The sequence below is a fragment of the Streptomyces sp. NPDC005263 genome (genome assembly GCF_042872365.1).
Lineage (GTDB): Bacteria > Actinomycetota > Actinomycetes > Streptomycetales > Streptomycetaceae > Streptomyces.
Map to the genome: position 1 here is coordinate 635,100 of NZ_JBIAKJ010000005.1, position 17,386 is coordinate 652,485.

15 protein-coding genes are annotated in these 17,386 nt (G+C 71.2%); 9 read left to right on the forward strand and 6 right to left on the reverse strand.

Translation table 11 applies throughout. The annotated features are described in order from the left end of the window. Positions 1–106: 106 nt before the first annotated feature. Entirely contained in the window at positions 107–859 is a 753-nt protein-coding gene (locus ACFYRY_RS25320; RefSeq protein WP_389149831.1) for a peptidoglycan-binding protein, read from the reverse strand. Between the two features lie 174 nt (positions 860–1,033). On the opposite strand from ACFYRY_RS25320, the gene ACFYRY_RS25325 reads away from it, so the two are divergent. Further along, on the forward strand, positions 1,034–1,768 hold the full coding sequence (locus ACFYRY_RS25325; protein WP_389149834.1) for a TetR family transcriptional regulator: 735 nt from the start codon (positions 1,034–1,036) through the stop codon (positions 1,766–1,768). Between the two features lie 188 nt (positions 1,769–1,956). Beyond that, complete coding sequence (locus ACFYRY_RS25330) at positions 1,957–2,385, forward strand: Zn-ribbon domain-containing OB-fold protein (RefSeq protein WP_389149837.1); 429 nt, start codon at positions 1,957–1,959, stop codon at positions 2,383–2,385. A 97-nt stretch (positions 2,386–2,482) separates the two neighbouring features. Here the strand turns inward: ACFYRY_RS25330 and ACFYRY_RS25335 are convergent, their stop codons facing one another. Next, entirely contained in the window at positions 2,483–3,832 is a 1,350-nt protein-coding gene (locus ACFYRY_RS25335; RefSeq protein ID WP_389149840.1) for a Gfo/Idh/MocA family protein, read from the reverse strand. A gap of 254 nt (positions 3,833–4,086) precedes the next feature. On the opposite strand from ACFYRY_RS25335, the gene ACFYRY_RS25340 reads away from it, so the two are divergent. Further along, positions 4,087–6,879 (forward strand): alpha/beta hydrolase family protein, encoded by a 2,793-nt coding sequence (locus ACFYRY_RS25340; protein WP_389150293.1) that lies wholly within the window; start codon positions 4,087–4,089, stop codon positions 6,877–6,879. A 43-nt stretch (positions 6,880–6,922) separates the two neighbouring features. Here ACFYRY_RS25340 and ACFYRY_RS25345 read toward each other — a convergent pair whose 3' ends face one another. Both ACFYRY_RS25345 and ACFYRY_RS25350 read right to left on the reverse strand, forming a co-directional pair. Beyond that, the gene (locus tag ACFYRY_RS25345) at positions 6,923–7,309 is read right to left on the reverse strand and encodes a PPOX class F420-dependent oxidoreductase (protein ID WP_389149843.1); all 387 of its coding nucleotides are present in this window, start codon (positions 7,307–7,309) and stop codon (positions 6,923–6,925) included. Positions 7,310–7,372: 63 nt separating this feature from the next. Then, on the reverse strand, positions 7,373–8,557 hold the full coding sequence (locus ACFYRY_RS25350) for a MalY/PatB family protein (RefSeq protein ID WP_389149846.1): 1,185 nt from the start codon (positions 8,555–8,557) through the stop codon (positions 7,373–7,375). A 24-nt stretch (positions 8,558–8,581) separates the two neighbouring features. Here ACFYRY_RS25350 and ACFYRY_RS25355 point away from each other — a divergent pair, with 24 nt between their 5' ends. Together ACFYRY_RS25355 and ACFYRY_RS25360 are read left to right on the forward strand one after the other, a co-directional pair. After that, complete coding sequence (locus ACFYRY_RS25355) at positions 8,582–9,613, forward strand: hypothetical protein (RefSeq protein ID WP_389149850.1); 1,032 nt, start codon at positions 8,582–8,584, stop codon at positions 9,611–9,613. 91 nt (positions 9,614–9,704) lie between these two features. Continuing rightward, entirely contained in the window at positions 9,705–11,057 is a 1,353-nt protein-coding gene (locus tag ACFYRY_RS25360) for a S1 family peptidase (protein ID WP_389149853.1), read from the forward strand. Positions 11,058–11,256: 199 nt separating this feature from the next. Here ACFYRY_RS25360 and ACFYRY_RS25365 read toward each other — a convergent pair whose 3' ends face one another. Both ACFYRY_RS25365 and ACFYRY_RS25370 read right to left on the reverse strand, forming a co-directional pair. Continuing rightward, on the reverse strand, positions 11,257–11,418 hold the full coding sequence (locus ACFYRY_RS25365; RefSeq protein ID WP_356772064.1) for a hypothetical protein: 162 nt from the start codon (positions 11,416–11,418) through the stop codon (positions 11,257–11,259). Between the two features lie 113 nt (positions 11,419–11,531). After that, positions 11,532–12,692 carry an ROK family protein gene (locus ACFYRY_RS25370; RefSeq protein WP_389149856.1) on the reverse strand — a complete coding sequence of 387 codons (1,161 nt, stop codon included), beginning with the start codon at positions 12,690–12,692 and terminating at the stop codon, positions 11,532–11,534. Between the two features lie 172 nt (positions 12,693–12,864). Between ACFYRY_RS25370 and ACFYRY_RS25375 the strand changes: the two genes are divergently transcribed. The 4 genes from ACFYRY_RS25375 to ACFYRY_RS25390 are packed head-to-tail and all read left to right on the forward strand — an operon-like array spanning position 12,865 to position 17,369. After that, positions 12,865–13,830 (forward strand): carbohydrate ABC transporter permease, encoded by a 966-nt coding sequence (locus ACFYRY_RS25375; RefSeq protein ID WP_389149859.1) that lies wholly within the window; start codon positions 12,865–12,867, stop codon positions 13,828–13,830. 17 nt (positions 13,831–13,847) lie between these two features. Next, a complete protein-coding gene (locus ACFYRY_RS25380) occupies positions 13,848–14,777 on the forward strand; it encodes a carbohydrate ABC transporter permease (protein WP_389149862.1) in 930 nt (309 codons plus the stop codon). 10 nt (positions 14,778–14,787) lie between these two features. Then, positions 14,788–16,131, forward strand: coding sequence for an ABC transporter substrate-binding protein (locus ACFYRY_RS25385; protein ID WP_389149864.1), 1,344 nt, complete (start codon positions 14,788–14,790; stop codon positions 16,129–16,131). Positions 16,132–16,169: 38 nt separating this feature from the next. Beyond that, a complete protein-coding gene (locus ACFYRY_RS25390; protein ID WP_389149867.1) occupies positions 16,170–17,369 on the forward strand; it encodes a Gfo/Idh/MocA family protein in 1,200 nt (399 codons plus the stop codon). Positions 17,370–17,386: the final 17 nt, after the last annotated feature.

Here is a 17,386-nt window from a genome sequence, read left to right on the forward strand (position 1 = left end):
GGCCCCAGCCCATCACGGCACGGGTACCCACGCCATCCGGAATGACGTGCCGGGCAGAGCGGTCGTCCTGGCGGCCGCCGTCCCGTCAGCCGCCGTCCCGTCAGCCTCAGGTACGGGACTCCAGGTCGCGGCGGGTGTCGTCGCCGTAGACGCCGGTCTCGTCGCCGCGGATGCCGTACCAGAGCTGGAAGCGGGCCACCGCCTCGGTCAGGGTGGCGTCGTAGCGGCCGCTGGTGGAGCCGCCGGTGTAGACGTCCGGGATGCGCAGCAGGCGCTGCTGGAGGTCGGTGACCTCGGGACCGTCGGCTCCTTCGCGGAGGGTTCCGGCGCCGTCGGGGTCGATCGCGCCGGACGGGGCGCTCGGCGTGGGTGCGGCGGACGGGGGCGCGGCGGACGGGGGCGCGGCGGACGTCGGGGCGGGTGGTGCGGCGGGCGACGCGGCGGACGTGTCGCTGCGGCCGGGCAGCAGGAACGCGCAGCCGAAGCCGACCACCGCGGCGGCCACGACGGCACCGATGACGGCCGTGCGACGCAGATGCCGCGGCCGGTCGCGGCGAGCCTGGCGTGGGGCCGGGCGCCGGACGGGGGCGACGGGCGGGAGTTCCTGTGTCTCCTCCTCGGCGGGCGGCGGCGTCTTGGCCAGGGCGACCGCCTCGTAGGCGCGGTTCCACTCCCGCTCGTCGGCGCCTCGCTGCTCCCGCTCGTGGGCGCCTGGCTGCTCCCGGTCGTAGATGCCGTTCTGCTCCCGGTACTCCCTGATGAGCTCGGCGAGGGCGTCGGTGCGGCGCGGACGCAGCACACGGATCGGTTCCAGGGGCTGCCTGTCCTGAGGCGAGCCCTGGTCGGGCGGTGTCGGCACGCTGCTCTCCTTCCGGCCCCTGCGCAGGGACCTGCGGCATCCCCCGGGGAGGGATACGTCGCGGTGGGGCGAGGAGTTCAGCGTCCGCCACCCCGGGTCGCTACAGAGCACTCAGTTCCCTGAATTCGCAGCACTGAGTGCCATCCGGTCCGACCAGGTGCTACTTTCCGGTCCATGAGCTCCAGCAGCGCGGCGCCCCGCCGCGGCGAGAAGGCGCAGGCGGCGGCCGCGAAGCCGCCGATGCGGGACGCGCTCGTCGCGGCGGCCTTCCGACTGTTCCTGGAGCGGGGGTACGAGCAGACCACCGTCGACGACATCGTGGCGCTCGCCGGGGTCGGCCGCCGGTCGTTCTTCCGCTACTTCCCCTCCAAGGAGGACGTGGTCTTCCCCGACCACGAGCGCTGTCTGGCCGACATGACGGACTTCCTGTCCTCCGGCGACGACACGGAGGAACCCGTGGGGCGGGTCTGCGACGCGGCCCGGCTGGTGCTGCGGATGTACGCCGAGAACCCGACCTTCTCGGTCCAGCGCTACCGCCTCACCAAGAAGGTGCCGGGGCTGCGCGCGTACGAACTGTCCGTGGTGTGGCGCTACGAGCGGGCCCTCGCCGAGTACCTGCGGGCCCGGTTCGCGGGCCGGCCCGACGGAAACCTGCGGGCCGACGTGATCGCCGCCGCCGTCGTCGCGGCCCACAACAACGCGCTGCGGTCCTGGCTGCGTTCGGACGGGCAGGACGACGCGAGCACCACGGTCGACCACGCCCTCGGGTACGTGCGGTCGGCCTTCGGCGCCGCTCCGGAGCGGTTCGTCGCCGAGCGGCCCGAGGACGTGGTGGTCGTCGTCTCCCGGCGCGGGGCTCCGCTGTGGCGGGTGGTCCAGGAGATCGAGACCACGCTGGGGCGCGACTGACCGCTCGCAGGTGCCCGGTCCCAGGGACCGATATCAGTCTTACCCATTTCAGGGGTACGGAGTGCCTTTACGCGTGGCACTCAGTGCCATACGCTGGGCGCGTGCACGGTGGCACGGTGAGCCGGGCATGTGCGTGCCCGGTGATCCGGGCGCGCGGGATTCCGGCCGAGCGCAGGGAGTTGACCAGCGTGTACCACCCTTCAGGAAGCGTTGCTCGTCAGACAGCCGGTTTTGCCGCGGGTCTGCTGGAACCCAGGAGCGACGCCCCGCGGAGCGTCGACAGTGAGGCCATCCTCTTCCAGCGCTGCACCTGGTGTGCCACCGCCATGTACCACCGCCTGCTGTGTCCGGTCTGTCAGGGCAGCGATCTGCGGACGGAGCGCAGCGGCGGCACGGGGACGATCCGGCACGCCACCGTGGTGCACCGCAACACTCCCGCCGCACGCAACGTGTCGCTGATCGAGATGGCGGAGGGCTTCGTCGTGCGCGGCCGGGTCATGGGCCCGCTCATCGGCATCCACAGCGGTGACCGGGTGCGGCTGTCCACGGCCAAGGATCCGGTGCGCGGCGAGCCGGTCTTCCAACTGCTCGACGAGCCCTACCGGGCCTGGATCTGACGAGCCCTTCCTGCTGCCCGGCCTTCCGGGAAACTGCCCGGACTTCCGGGAAACCTCCCTCACGCAGGTCACCCGCAGGCCTCGCCCACGACAAGCCCTACCCCCGCCACACCCCCGGCACCAGGTCACGCACCCGCACCGGCAGCCCCGACTCGAAGCACTGGTTGGCCGCCAGACCGACGGCCAACGCGAGAGCGCCGTCCCGTTCGGTGGCCGTCGGGTGGGTTTCGGCCCCGGTGTCCGCCGGCTGTCCCGAGCCCACCGGCCCGAAGAGGGCGTCCAGCATGCGCGGGTCACCACCCCCGTGGGCCTCGTGCGCGGTGACCAGCGGGACGTCGACCGGTGGCCGCCACAGCGGACGGAGGGTGAGACGGGCCCCGCCCGCGTGTTCGGCGGCAGTGTCGCCGTGCACCGCGCCACTGCCCGAGGTGATCCGGCTGCGGGGCGGCTGCCAGCGGCTCTCCTCCACCTCCAGCTCCAGCCGGCCCGCGCTGCCGTTGAACATCACCCGGTAGCCCTCCCACGGGGAGTAGGCGGTCAGGTGGTACGTCATCGTGGCGCCCCGGGCGTAGCGGACCAGGACGGCCATGTCGTCCTCGATGGTCACGGGGCCGTCGAAGACGTTGCGGTCGCGGACGTACCCGTTGTCGGGTTCGGCGTCCAGGTAGAGGGCGCGCAGGGTGTCGTCGGCGGTGAGGTCCAGCGCGAAGGGGTCGTCGGCGGCCGGCGCGGCGTCATGGGCGCGGTCGTAGTCGCGGCGCAGTCCGTGCCGGGCGCCCGCCTCGGGGCCGTAGAAGCCGAGTCGCCCGTAGCCGAAGACGTCCTGCGGCTCGTCGGCGAGCCACCAGTTGACCAGGTCGAAGTGGTGGCCGGACTTGTGCACCATGAGGCCGCCGCTTCGGTGCTTGTCCCGGTGCCAGCGACGGAAGTAGTCGGCGCCGTGCCGTACGTCGAGCAGCCACTCGAAGTGCACGGACAGGACCTCGCCGATCGCGCCGTCGGCGAGCATCGCGCGGACCTTCTCGTGGACGGGGTTGAAGCGGTAGTTGAAGGCGACGGTCAGGGAGTTCTCGGTGTCCCGGACCGTGTCGAGGATGCGGGCACAGCGGTCCGCGTCGACCGTCATCGGTTTCTCGGTGACCACCCGGCAGCCGGCGTTCAGGGCCGGGACGATGAAGCGGTCGTGCTCGGCGTCGACCGTGGTGACGACGACCTCGTCGATGTCCTCCGCGGCCAGCATGTCACTGAAGCGGTCAGGCTCCCACGTCGTGGCGGCGGGTTCACCGGCCGCGGTCAGCAGGGAATTGTGGAAGGCCATCCGGGTGGGGCTGGGATCGCAGAGGGCGGCGAGGCGGTGGCCGGGGCGTTCGGCCAGGGCCCGGGTGAACAGCTGGGCGCGGTGGCCGGTGCCGACGACGGCGGCGCGGTGACGGGTGGTTCGGCTCATGGAAAGCGCTTCCCCAAGGGTGGGTCCGCCTAGTCCTCGACGCCCACCGTGACTCGATCGCGTCATCGGTCACCTACGAGTTCCGCTCCACAGACAACCCACAGCGAGCCCTGCCCGTCCTCTGTGACGCGAGGCCTCAGTGGCGAACGGGGCGCCTGGGCCCGCGAGTTGCGCCGCGTGAACGGCACGTGGTGAGCGGCCGGCGACTGATGACGCGTCGCTGGTCACGCTCGGTGAGTGACGAGGAGGGGACATTGATCCGTGCCCGGCGAATATGTGTGACCGCCGTGGCGGTACTGGCGGCCCTGGCGGGGGCACCCGGACCGGCCCAGGCTCAACAGCCGCCCGGAGCGGGGCCGTCCAGTGCCGCGACCGCCGACCGCGGGCTTCCGCCGGGTTGGCGGATCAGCGGGGAGGGCAGCGAGCGCGAACTGGTCTGGCGTGCGCCCGATCGCGCGCCCATGGGAGACGCGCGCGTCGAGTTCCACGCCGGTGACCGGCTGCTCGGACTGCCGACCGCGGGGAAGGACGGGCGGACTTTCCGTCTGGACCTCGACGAAGCCCGGACGTCCCACCTGACGGACCTTCACGTCCTGTCCGGGGGACGGCGGTTGGACGCTCCCGCGGACACGACCGGCAAGCTCCGTGAGCGGGACTCCCGGGCCGCCGCGCAGCCGCCCGCCCCGCTTCCGGCGGGCGCCGTCGACCCCGGGAAGCCTGGCTCGTACCGCACGGTCAGCGGGGAGTACAAGCTCGACCCCGTGCGGCTGCCCGGCCTCGCCGTGCCGGTCGAGATGCGCGCCGAGGTGGTCGCCCCCAAAGGGGCCACCGGCAAGCGCCCGCTCGCGCTCTTCCTGCACGGCCGCCACCCCACCTGCTACAAGCCGGGGGGCACCGAGGACGACGTGAACATCGACTGGCCCTGCCCGGCCGGTACGACGGAGATCCCCAGCCACAAGGGCTATCTGCGCGACCAGAAGCTGCTCGCCTCCCAGGGCTATGTCACGGTGTCGATCTCGGCCAACGGCATCAACGGCCAGGACGGGGAGCTCGAGGACGCCGGCGCCCAGGCGCGCTCCTCGCTGGTGCGGCGGCATCTGGGCCGCTGGGCCGACTGGACCGCCCACCCGAACACGGCACCGGCCGTCGTACGCGCCGCGCCCAAGGCCGACCTGTCCCGGGTGCTGCTCGTCGGGCACTCCCGCGGCGGCGAGGGCGTGAACCGGGCCGCCATGGACAGCCTCTACCCGCCGCCCGCCGACCAGGACGGCTACCGCGGCCGGGTGCGCTGGCACATCCGCGGAACCGTGCTCATCGGGCCGACGATCTTCGGCCAGAACCCGGTCGCGGACGTGCCGTCGATGACCATCCTGCCCGGCTGCGACGGAGACGTCTCCGACCTGCAGGGCGAGGTCTACGTGGACGGGACCCGCGGAGTGAGCCGGGGCACGGCCCTGCACAGCGCCGTGTACATGATCGGCGCCAACCACAACTACTTCAACAGCGAGTGGACCCCGGGACAGTCCGTGGCCCCCTCCTGGGACGACTTCTGGGAGGACGAGGAGCAGCCCCGGGACCCGCTGTGCTCGGCGGGAACCCGGACCCGGCTCACCGCCGACCAGCAGCACAAGGCCGGCGCCACCTACATCGCCGCCGCGGCCCGGCTGTTCGTCGCCGGGGACGACGCGGTGCGCCCGCTGCTCGACGGCTCGGGCCGCCGCGCCCCCTCGGCGGACCCCGCCCGCGTCCTGACGCACGCCGTCGGCGCCGGGCGCGGCGCCGGCTTCCTGCCCGACGGACCGGTCACGGTGACCGGCGGCCGGCTCTGCTCGGCGGTGGACCCCGATCCGGCGGTCGCCTGCCTGGGGCCGGAGAGTGCCGCCGTCTCCCCGCACTTCGCGCGATGGGACACGGACCGTGAGACCGCGCGCCGTGCCGTGGCGCTGTCGTGGTCGTCGCCCGGTTCGGTGACGCGGGTGCGTCCCGCCGCGCCGCTGTCCCTCTCCGGCGCCAAGGACCTGGCGCTGCGGGTGATGGTGCCGCCGAACACCACCGGCACACAGCTCGACGTGGCCCTCGCCGACGCCTCCGGCCGACGGGCCACCGTCGGACGGGTGAGGGTCGACGGGCTCCCGGGCAGCGACCGTACGGCGTCCTACTGGGCCCGCGAGGTGCGGGTCCCGCTCACGGCCGCCGCACGGGCGGGGCTCGACCTCAAGCACGTCAAGTCCCTTGAGTTGACGCCGCGTTCAGGGTCAGGGCAGGCCTGGCTGATGGACGCGTGGGGTTGGCGGCCGGGCACGCCCGCGGTCCGGGAGGCCGCGCTGACGCGCGTGGACATCGGCCGCGTCTCGGTGCGGGAGGGCGACTCGGGCGTCCGGACCTACCGCGTTCCGGTGCGGGTGGCCGGACGGGGCGGCGGTCAGGTGCGCGTGTACGTCATCGACCCGGTCACCGACACCGCCGAGGACCGGGTCGTGACCGTGCGGCCCGGCGGCCGGGACATCGACGTACCGGTGCGAGTGGAGGGCAACACCCGCTACTCGTACGACCGGCAGTACGACGTCGCGGTGAAGGCGGTCCGCGACGCGGTCGTCGGCTCACCGCACGGCGGCGTCACCGTGCAGAACGACGACCGGATGCCGACGGTGAGCGCGACGCCGCTCGCGGACCGGGTGACCGAGGGGCAGCCCCTGAGGTGGCGACTGTCCCTGTCCGAGGCCGCGGACGTGGAGATATGGCCCTTCTTCGTGGCGGCCCCGGTCACCGAGGGCTCGGAGCTGTCCACCAAGGACGTCGACCCGCAGTGGCTGACGGACACCTTCGGCATCGACCCGGACCCGGAGCGCCCGCTGTCCCAGGCGGACACCGTGTATCTGCAGGCGCCCGTACCGGTCGGTGAGACCAGCACCGAGGTGACCCTCCCCACCGTGAAGGACACGGTGGCCGAACCGGCCGAGTCCGTGCGCTTCCGGTTCGACGACGAGATGGGACGGCCGCAGGAGGGCGGGCCCGAGCTGACCGGCACGGTGCTGGACGCTCCGTAGTCCGACGAGCGTGTGGGGCGGGCCGCACGGCCCGCCCCACGCGTCACGGCTCCAGGGTCACCCGGATGCCGACCGTCCCGTCCAGACCCCGGCGCAGCTTGCTGCCCAGCAGGCTGAGGCGGCCGAGGATCCCGTACTTGCGGGCGAGGAGCTTGCGGTAGCGGGCGGTGGTCGCCGCGTCGGTGATCTCGGCGGTGGCGGGGAGCTGGTCGCCGGTCGGGTTCCCCCGCACGTCGCAGGGGCCGACCAGAACATCGCCGCGCGCCCGGATCCGCTTCACCTTCCAGGAGTCGGCCACCGTCCACACGCCGAGCGTGTCGCCGTCGCGCACCACCCACACCGGGGTGGCGACCGGGGTGCCGTTCCTCCGGAAGCTGGTGACCAGCAGATACTTGCCCGAGCTCAGGCGTCCGAGCGCCGTATCGTCCATGGCGGCAGTCTAGGTCCTGTCTGCCCCTTCCCGTCTGCCTCGCGGCGACCGCGACGGGGCAGGTCAGGTTCGGCCGAGCGCCGCCGCCATCCGCCGTACCGCCTCCTCGAGGATCTCCGGCGAGGTCGCCAGGTTCAGGCGGACGTGCCCCGCGCCGCCCGTGCCGAAGGGGAGCCCGGAACTGAGGGCCACCCGGCCGCGGCGCAGGAAGGTGTCCGCCGGATCGTCGCCGAGACCGAGCGCACGGCAGTCCAGCCAGGCGAGAAACGTGGCCTCGCCGGGACGGCAGGTGATCTCCGGGAGACGGTCGCCGAGCAGGTCGGCGAGCAGGCGCCGGTTGTCGTCGAGGCCCCCGAGCAGGGCGTCCAGCCAGCGGGTGCCGTCCCGCAGGGCGGCGGTGTGGGCGAGGACACCGACGTGGCTCGGGCCGTGCCCGACCTCTTCGGGCAGCCGCGCGAGGTCGGCGGCGGACCCGGGTCCGGCGACGGCGAGCGCGGCCTTCAGCCCCGCGAGGTTCCACCCCTTGGACGCCGACATCAGTGACAGCCCGTTCTCCCCGCCCGGCACGCTGAGGTACGGCACGAAGCGCACGTCGGCGGCGAGGACCGGCGCGTGGATCTCGTCGGCGACGACCCGTACGCCGTACCGGTCGGCCAGGGCGGCGACGGCGGTGAGTTCGTCGGCGGTGTGCACGGTGCCCGTCGGGTTGTGCGGGCTGCACAGCAGGTAGGCGGCCGGCCGTCCGCCGGTCACCGCCCGCTGGAAGGTCTCCTCCAGGATGTAGAGGTCGATCCGGCCGTCCGGGCCCAGTGGTGCCTCGGCCACCCGCCGGTCCATGTGCTCGACGAACTGGAAGAACGGCGGATACACGGGCGGGTTCACGACCACCTGATCGCCCGGCCCGGTGACCAGCTCGATCATCTCGACGACGCCGAGCATCACGTCGGGGACGATCGCGGTGCGGTCCACCGCGAGCCCGTCCCAGCCCCACCGCCTCTCGGCGAACGCGGCGAGCGCCTCTGCGTAGGCGGTCCCGGCGGGGTAGCCGGTGTCGCCGAGCGCGAGCGCGTCCGTGACCGCGCGGACCACGGGTTCGGCGAGCGGTACGTCCATCTCGGCCACCCACAGGGGCAGCACGTCCTCGGGGTAGGTGCGCCACTTCATGCTGGTACGACGTCGGAGGCGGTCGAGGGTGAGGACGCGCAACGGATTCGGTTCACCGGACGGTTCGTGCGGGATCCTGGTCATGGGCACAAGATAGGGGGCTCGGGCGTGACCTGGAGTGATGAGGACGGGGCACGGAAAGCGACGTCGGTGCCGACGGGCGGGTTCCTGGAGGTCGCCTGCGACGAGTCGGGTTCGGACGGGGAGAACCTCACCGGCGGGAACACCGACGTGTTCGCGCACGCGAGTGTGCGGATGCCCGTGGCGCACGCCGCGGCGGCCGTGCAGGAGATCCGGGACCGGATCCGCTCCCCGGCGGAGGAGTACAAGGCGAACCATCTGCTGCGGGAGAAGCACCGGGCGGTGCTGGAGTGGCTGCTCGCCCCGGACGGCCCGATCCACGGGCGCGCCCATGTGCACCTCACCGAGAAGACGTTCTTCGTCGTGGACCGTGCGGTCGACCTGCTGCTCGGCCCCGGATCGGCGCAGGCCGAGGCCGTCACGCTGTACCGGGCGGGCCGGGGCGCGTTCGACGGCGAGCGGTGGCGGGAGTTCCTGGCGGCGGCCAACCAGCTGCTGCGGGTCAGGAACGACGGGGAGCCGCAGGCGCCCGTGGAGGCCTTCTTCCGTGAGGTCGACGCGTTGCGGGAGGCGCGCGCCGGTACCGGCGTGTCGGACGTCCTCGACCGGCTCGCGTCGGCCCGGCCCCGCGCCGTCGCCTACCGGGCGGGCCTGGGGGACGGCCCCACCCTGGTCCCGGTCCTCAATCCGCTGCTGCCGGCCATCGTCGCCACGGCGGCCCACTGGAGCGCGGGCGGCAGTCCGGTGCGGCTGGTCCACGACCGGCAGAACATGCTGACGCCGGAACGTATCGCCTGGATCGCGACGATGACCCGTCGGGAGGGGGTGGGCCTGGCGGGGCTCCGGCTGGTGGAGGCTCGCCGGGATCCGCGGGTGCAGGTCGCCGATTTCCTCGCCGGCATCGCCCGCAAGATCGCTTCGGACGAGCTGAACGGGCGTGCCGATCCCCCGCTCACCGCCCTGCTGCGGCCCTATGTCGGTGCGACGTCCGTGTGGGGTGACGAGCGCAGCCGGCTGCGTCTGGCCCCGGCCGGCGAGGAGAGATCACCTGTGACGTGAACACCCACGGCTCCGCCCACGTATGGAAGGAGGGTGCGCAACGACGGGAGCGCCCCGCGGTGTTGACGAGTTCAGGGTTCGGGAGCCATGCATGAGGCACGCACGACGAAGGGTCGTCCGGCGAGTGACACGACTGGCGGCCGTCGGCGGACTCCTCCTGGGAGGGACGATGGTCACGCGGGCCATGGCCAGTGAGCCTCCCGCCACCACCGTTCCGCGGACCTTCGCGCAGGAGGCCGGGGACATGACGTCGGGTCTTGTCTCGCGGCTCGGTCCGTCCCGCACGGCGGGAACCTGGATCGGCGCCGACGGCCGGCCGGTGGTCGCGGTCACCGACAAGGACGCGGCGTCCGAGGTGCGGCAGGCGGGCGCCACGCCCAAGATGGTGTCGCACAGCATGAACGAGCTCAAGTCGGCGACCACGACGCTGCGTTCGGCCCCCCGAGTGGCGGGCACGGCGTGGTCGATGGACTACAAGACCAACGAGATCGTGGTACGGGGGGACAGCACGGTCTCGGCCGACGACTGGTCGCGGATGACGCGCATGGCGAGCGGCATCGGCAGCTTCGTGCGCATGGAGCGCACCCAGGGCACCTTCACGCCCCGGGTCAACGGCGCGCAGGCGATCCTGTCGACCGGCGGACGCTGCTCGGCGGGCTTCAACGTGACCAACGGGCAGAGCGACTTCATCCTCACCGCCGGGCACTGCGGTCCCACCGGCTCCATCTGGTTCGAGGACTCCAGGGCCACCGAGCGGGTGGGCAAGACGGTCACGCAGAGCTTCCCGGGCAATGACTTCTCCCTGGTGCAGTACGCCGACGGGAAGGCGGGTGACGGCGCCGCCGTGGTGTCCATCGGGGACGGCAAGGGCGTGCAGATCACGGGCGCCGCCGACGCGGAGGTCGGCCAGCGGGTGTTCCGCAGCGGCAGCACCAGCGGGCTGCGGGACGGTGAGGTGACGGCGCTGAACGCGACGGTGAACTATCCCGAGGGCACCGTCACCGGCCTGATCGAGACGAACGTGTGCGCCGAACCCGGGGACAGCGGCGGCCCGATGTTCGCCGAGGGGATCGCGCTCGGGCTGACCTCGGGCGGCAGCGGCGACTGCACGAGCGGCGGTACGACGTTCTTCGAGCCGGTGACGGAGGCGCTGGCGGATCTCAACGTCAAGTTGCTGGTGGCGAAGCCCGCCGCCGGCTCGGGCGGTCCGGCGCCGACCGCGTCGGGCGCGCGGGGCGCGGCCGGTTCGGCCTCGCCCGGTTCCACGGTGGCGGGGGGCGCGAGCGCCGAGCCGCTGCTGTCCCGGCTGACGGACCCCCGGAACGTGGGGCCGGGGCTGCTGGTCATCGCGGGCAGTCTGGTCGCCCTGGCGGCCACCCGGTACATCCGCTCCGAGCAGGACCGCAAGGCGTACCGGCAGTACTACTCGGCCACATGGAACTGATCTCGGCCGCGGCGGCCCCGGCCTCGTCCGATGGTCAGCAGGACGGTGGCCACGGCGGCTCCGAGCATGGGTGAGGGCCGAGCCGAGAGCGAGGAGGGGGCCCATCCGGTCAGGGGTGCCCCGGGGGCGGGGGCCCCTACCGGGCGACGGCCGTAGGCAGCGGCCTCAGGCGGTGTCAGCGGCAGTGTTCAGGCCGCCTTCACCGACTGGGGGCCGCGGCGGCCCACTCGAGGACGAGGCGCCGGTATTCCTCACGCTGCTCGCCGTTCAGTGTCCCGCCCGACCGGAGCCACAGGGCCCGGATCTCCTCGTTGACCTCGTCAGCCGAACGTTCGGTAGCGGGTTCAACACTGGTGGACATGATGTGAAGCATACGGTTCCGGAGGTGAAGGCGATGTGAGTAATCACGAGCCAATCGGGCATTCCGGACAGTGTCGCTGATCACGTCTCATCTACCGACTCCCGCCCAGGACTTCACGCCGCCACCGAGCCCAGGACCAGCACCTGGATCGCCAACACCGCCGCACCGCGGGCCCAGTCGTGAAAGTCGGACACTTTGGTCTCCAGGTCGAGCGGGGCGGCCAGCGGATGCCGGTGGGCCCGGACCGTGTCCTCCACCACCTTGCCGGCCACGTCCATCAGTCCGACGCCCTCTCCGGCGAGCAGGATCTTCTGCGGCAGGACGAAGTTGGCGATCTGGGCCACCAGGACACCGAGGGCGCGTGCCGCCTCGTCGATGATCCGGGCGGGCATGGCCGCTCCGGCCGCGGCGAGGGCGAGGATCTCCTCGTAGCTGTGGTCGCCGCCAGTGGCGGCCCGTACCTGGTAGCGGATGTTGGGGATGGTGAGCAGGGAGACGGCACTGCCACGTTCGCCCTCCGGCGTGAGCGGGCCGTTGGGATTCACGATCCAGTGCCGGCCGAAGCCGCGGTCCTCCTCGGCGTAGGGCACGCGGGTGCCGTTCAGGACGAGGCCGTAGCCGATGCCGGCGCCGATGGTGAGGACCACGAAGCGGTCGAGGTCGCGGCCCGCACCGAACCAGGTCTCGGCTTCGACGAGGGCTGCGACGTCGTTCTCGACGACCACCGGGAGGCCGGTGCGCTCCTTGACGAGCGCGGCCAGCGGAACCTCGTTCCAGTTCAGGAACGGCGACTCCCCCACCACGGCCCGGCCCTGCACCAGGCCGCCGACGCCGATGCCGATCCCGGCGAGCCGGGGGTGCTCGCGGGCGAGTTCGTCCGTCATCTCGGCGAGCAGATCGACGACGCGGTCCGGGTCGTGGGTGGTGAGCGGGCGGTCATGGCGGGCGACGATGTGGCTCCTGAGGGTGGTGACCACGCCGTAGACCATGTCCTCGGTGATCTTGAAACCGATGAAGGAGCGGGACTCGGCGACGACGTCGAGCGGCTGCGAAGGGCGCCCCTGGCGCGCCTCGGCCGGGGACCCGCCCTCGGGGGCCTCGATCAGGAGGCCCGACTCGATCAGTGGTTTGGTCAGCCGGGTGAGGCTTCCCGGGGAGAGGTCCAGGCGTCGCGCCAGTTCGGTGCGCGACAGCGGGCCGTGGACGAGCACCTCGATCGCCACCGAGCGCTCACCGGCACTCAGCGGTAGCCAGCTGGCGGTACCTGTGGTCATGAAGGTCAGTCTCCCCCCAGGCCCATTTATTTTGCAACGAAAACAACATGGCCAATCCGGGTGGCATCCGATGCGCGGAAAAGATGTTCGCCGCAACCCTTGACGCCTGGATTCTTCCGCCACAAAAGTAAGTGCGCGAGGACGAGCCGCCGTAGACGAGGGAGTCTCCCCGATGACTATCGCCTCCAGCAGCCCTCCGTCGCGTCTGCCCGTGGGCGACGCCGAGGGCGCACGGACCAAGCCGAGGACCGGCCGGGCGAGGGCGGGTGAGACGGGGGGCGACGGACGCCTGGCCGCCGTGTTCATCGCACCCGCGTTCCTGGGTTTCGTGGTCTTCCTGCTCTGGCCGACCCTGCGAGGTATCTATCTCAGCTTCACCCGCTTCAACCTGCTCACGCCGGCGGAGTGGGTGGGCCTCGACAACTACGTGCGGATGGTGCACGACCCGATCTTCTGGAACTCGCTGAAGGTCACCGTCGAGTACGTGGTCATCAACATCGGCATCCAGACGGTCGCGGCGCTCGCCATCGCGGTACTGCTGCAGCGGCTGACCCAGTCGGCCCTGCTGCGGGGCATCGTGCTCACCCCGTACCTGATGTCGAACGTCGTCGCGGGCCTGGTCTGGCTGTGGATCCTCGACACCCAGCTCGGCATCGGCAACGAGATCGTCACGGCCCTCGGATTCGACCGCATCCCCTTCCTGGCCGACGAGACCTGGGCGATCCCCACCATCGCGCTGATCAATGTCTGGCGGCACGTCGGATACACCGCGCTGCTGCTGTTCGCGGGGCTCCAGGCGATACCGAACGACATGTACGAGGCGGCGAGGGTCGACGGCGCGAGCGAGTGGCGGATGTTCTGGCGGATCACCATGCCGCTGCTGAGGCCGGTGCTCGCGGTTGTGCTGATCATGACCGTGATCGGGTCCTTCCAGGTGTTCGACACCGTGGCGGTGACCACCGCGGGCGGTCCCGCGAACGCGACCAACGTGCTCCAGTTCTACATCTACGGATCCGCCTTCGGCCGCTTCCAGTTCGGCTACGCCTCGGCGATGTCCGTCGCCCTGCTGGTCGTACTGAGCGCGATCACCGTCCTGCAGTACCGGCTCACCCGGGCCGGCCAGAGCGACCTCGGCTGACGGAAAGGAGAACCGACATGGCTGCCGTGACCACCACGACGACCGCACCGCCGACCGTACGACCCGCCAGGCGCAGGCTCTCCCTCGGGCGAGCCGCCGCCTGGACCGTGATGGGACTCATCGTCCTCATCACCCTGCTGCCGTTCTACTGGATCCTGCGCACCGCGCTGTCCACCAACGCGGGCCTGAGCTCCGACCCCACCAGCCTCCTCCCCGTCGGCCTCACCGGCAGCGGCTTCGAGCGGGCGCTCGGGCTGCAGTCGGCGAAGGAGGCCATCGCGCAGGGCGGCGCCGGCGGCGGACTCGACTTCTGGCGCTACCTGCTCAACTCGGTGATCGTCTCCACGCTGATCACCGGCTGTCAGATCTTCTTCTCCGCGATGGCCGCGTACGCCTTCGCACGCCTGCGCTGGCGCGGACGGGACAAGGTGTTCAGCCTGTTCCTGGCCGGACTGATGGTGCCGACCATCTTCACCCTGCTGCCGAACTTCGTACTCATCAAGCAGCTGCACCTGGTGGACACCCTGCTCGGCATCGCGCTGCCCAGCCTCTTCATGACCCCGTTCGCGGTGTTCTTCCTGCGGCAGTTCTTCATGAACATCCCCCGCGAGGTCGAGGAGGCCGCACTGCTCGACGGCGCCGGAAAGGTCAAGATCTTCTTCCGGGTGGTCCTGCCGATGGCGTCCACGCCGATCATCACGCTGTCCGTGCTGACGTACATCACCGCCTGGAACGACTACTTCTGGCCGCTGATGGTCTCCTACAGCGACAGTTCGCGCGTACTGACCGTGGCACTGGCGATCTTCCGGGCGCAGACCCCCGCGACCGGCGTCGACTGGTCCGGGCTCACGGCCGCCACGCTCATCGCCGCGCTGCCGATGCTGGTGCTCTTCGCCTGCTTCGCCCGTCGCATCGTCAGCTCCATCGGCTTCACCGGGATCAAGTGAGGGACCTCTGATGCGACTTCGTACGCTGACCGCGCTGACCGGGGCGCTGGCGCTGTCCCTGCTGACCGGCTGCGCGAAGGGCGATGCCACAGGGTCGTCCGCGCACACCGTGACCTACTGGCTGTGGGACGCCAACCAGCTGCCCGCCTACCAGGCCTGCGCGAAGGGGTTCGAGCAGGAGAACCCCGGCCTGAACGTGAAGATCACCCAGCTGGGGTGGAGCGACTACTGGACCAAGCTCACCGCCGGGTTCATCGCCGGCACCCAGCCGGACGTGTTCACCGACCACATCCAGAAGTTCGGCCAGTTCGCCGACCTGAAGGTGCTGGAGCCGCTCGACGACCTGGACGTCAAGGCGTCCGACTACCAGCCGGGGCTCGCCGCCAACTGGGTCGGCCAGGACGGTCACCGCTACGGGGCCCCCAAGGACTGGGACACGGTCTCGCTCTTCTACAACGACAAGATGGCGAAGGACGCCGGTCTCACCGCGGACCAGCTCGACAGTCTCTCGTGGAACCCGAAGGACGGCGGCACCTTCGAGAAGGCCATCGCCCACCTCACCGTCGACCGGAACGGCAAACGGGGCGACGAACCGGGCTTCGACAAGAAGCACGTCAAGGTGTACGGCCTGGGAACCCAGGGCGGCGGCTTCGCCGACGGCCAGACGCAGTGGAGCCCCTTCACCGGCTCCGCCGGGTGGAGCTACACGGACAAGGCACGCTGGGGCACGAAGTACCAGTACGACAGCAAGACCTTCCAGTCCACCATCAAGTGGTACTTCGGCCTGGCCAAGAAGGGCTACATGGCCCCCTTCTCCGACTACAACATCCAGTCCAACCAGGGCAACACGCAGGTCGCCGCGGGCAAGGCCGCCGCGGTCTTCGACGGCGCATGGATGATCTCCACGTACAGCGGCTTCAAGGGCCTGGACATCAAGACCGCCCTCACCCCCGTCGGACCGACCGGCAAACGGGCCACCATGATGAACGGCCTGGCCGACTCCATCACCAAGGGATCCAAGAACAAGGCGGGCGCCCGCAAGTGGGTGGCGTACCTGGCATCCGACAAGTGCCAGACCGTCGTCGGCAAGTACGGAGTCGTCTTCCCCGCCACCCCGGCTGGCACCGACGCCGCCATCGCCGCGTACCGGAAGAAGGGCATCGACGTGTCGGCGTTCACCGGCCCGGTGGCCGACAAGAAGCACGCCCGGACCTTCTCCTACCCGATCACCAACTACGCCGCGGACGTGACCGCGCTGATGCAGCCCGCGATGGAGGACATCTACGGCAACGGCAAGCCGGTGAGCAGCCTCGACCAGACCAACGATCAGATCAACCTGATCCTCGACCAGTGAACCGATCAGTCACACCACCTTTGAAGGGCACGCCACCCATGACGTTCTCCCTCGGCATCGTCGGCGCCGGACAGTTCTCGGGCCAGTTCGCCAAGCTGTTCCTGGCCCACCCCGGCGTCAGCGACGTCTACGTCACCGACCTGCTCCCCGAGCGGGCCGAGCAACTCGCGGCGGCCGAAGGCCTCCGGGGCACCTTCCCGTCATACCAGGCCATGCTGGAGTCGGAGGCCGTCGACGCGGTCGCGATCTTCACCCAGCGCTGGACCCACGGCCCCCTGGTCGTGCAGGGCCTGAACGCCGGCAAGCACGTGTACTCCGCCGTACCGATGGCGATCACCACCGACGAGATCGCGACGATCATCGACACGGTCAAGGCGACCGGGCTGACCTACATGATGGGTGAGACCAGCCAGTACAACCCGGCGACCGTGCACGCCCGCAACCAGATAGCCGAGGGCTCCTTCGGGCGGCTGTTCTACGCCGAGGGCGACTACGTCCACGACATGGACCTGGGGTTCTACGAGGCGTACCAGTACAGCGGCGGCGAGAACTGGAAGGCGACGGCCAGCTACCCCCCGCTGCTGTACCCGACGCACTCGGTGGGCGGGGTGCTGGGCGCCTGGCAGACGCACGCGGTGAGCGTGTCGGCGATCGGGGTGGTGGACGACCGCGGCGACGGGGTGTTCGACAAGGACGTCAGCCAGTTCGGCAACGACTTCTCCAACGCGACCGCGCTGTTCGAGGTGGCCGGCGGCGGGTCGTTCCGTACGAACGAGTTCCGGCGGGTCGGCTACCCCTCGCACATCAGGGAGTCCCGTTTCCGGTTCTTCGGGACGGAGGCAAGCATGGAGCAGCTCGCCACGTTCGCGCTGTGGCAGGACAAGAAGGGGGTCAAGGACATCAGCGAGCTCCTCGAGCCCAAGCCCACCATGTCCCCCGACGACCCGTCGCTGCAGCACATCGCGCCGGAACTGCGGGCCGCCTTCACCTCGGGGTCGGCGCCGGTGCACGACCGGTCACGGCTGCCCCGGGAGTTCGACAACCTGCACAACGGTCACGAGGGCAGCCATCACTTCCTGGTCGACGACTTCGTGACGGCCGTCAACACCCGCTCGCTGCCGTCGGTGAACGCGTGGGTGGCCGCGCGCTACACCCTGCCGGGCATCCTCGCGCACGAGTCGGCCCGGCAGGGCGGGGTCAGGCTGGAGATCCCGGACTTCGGGGACGCGCCCCAGTAGCGGGGCGCCGCCGGGCC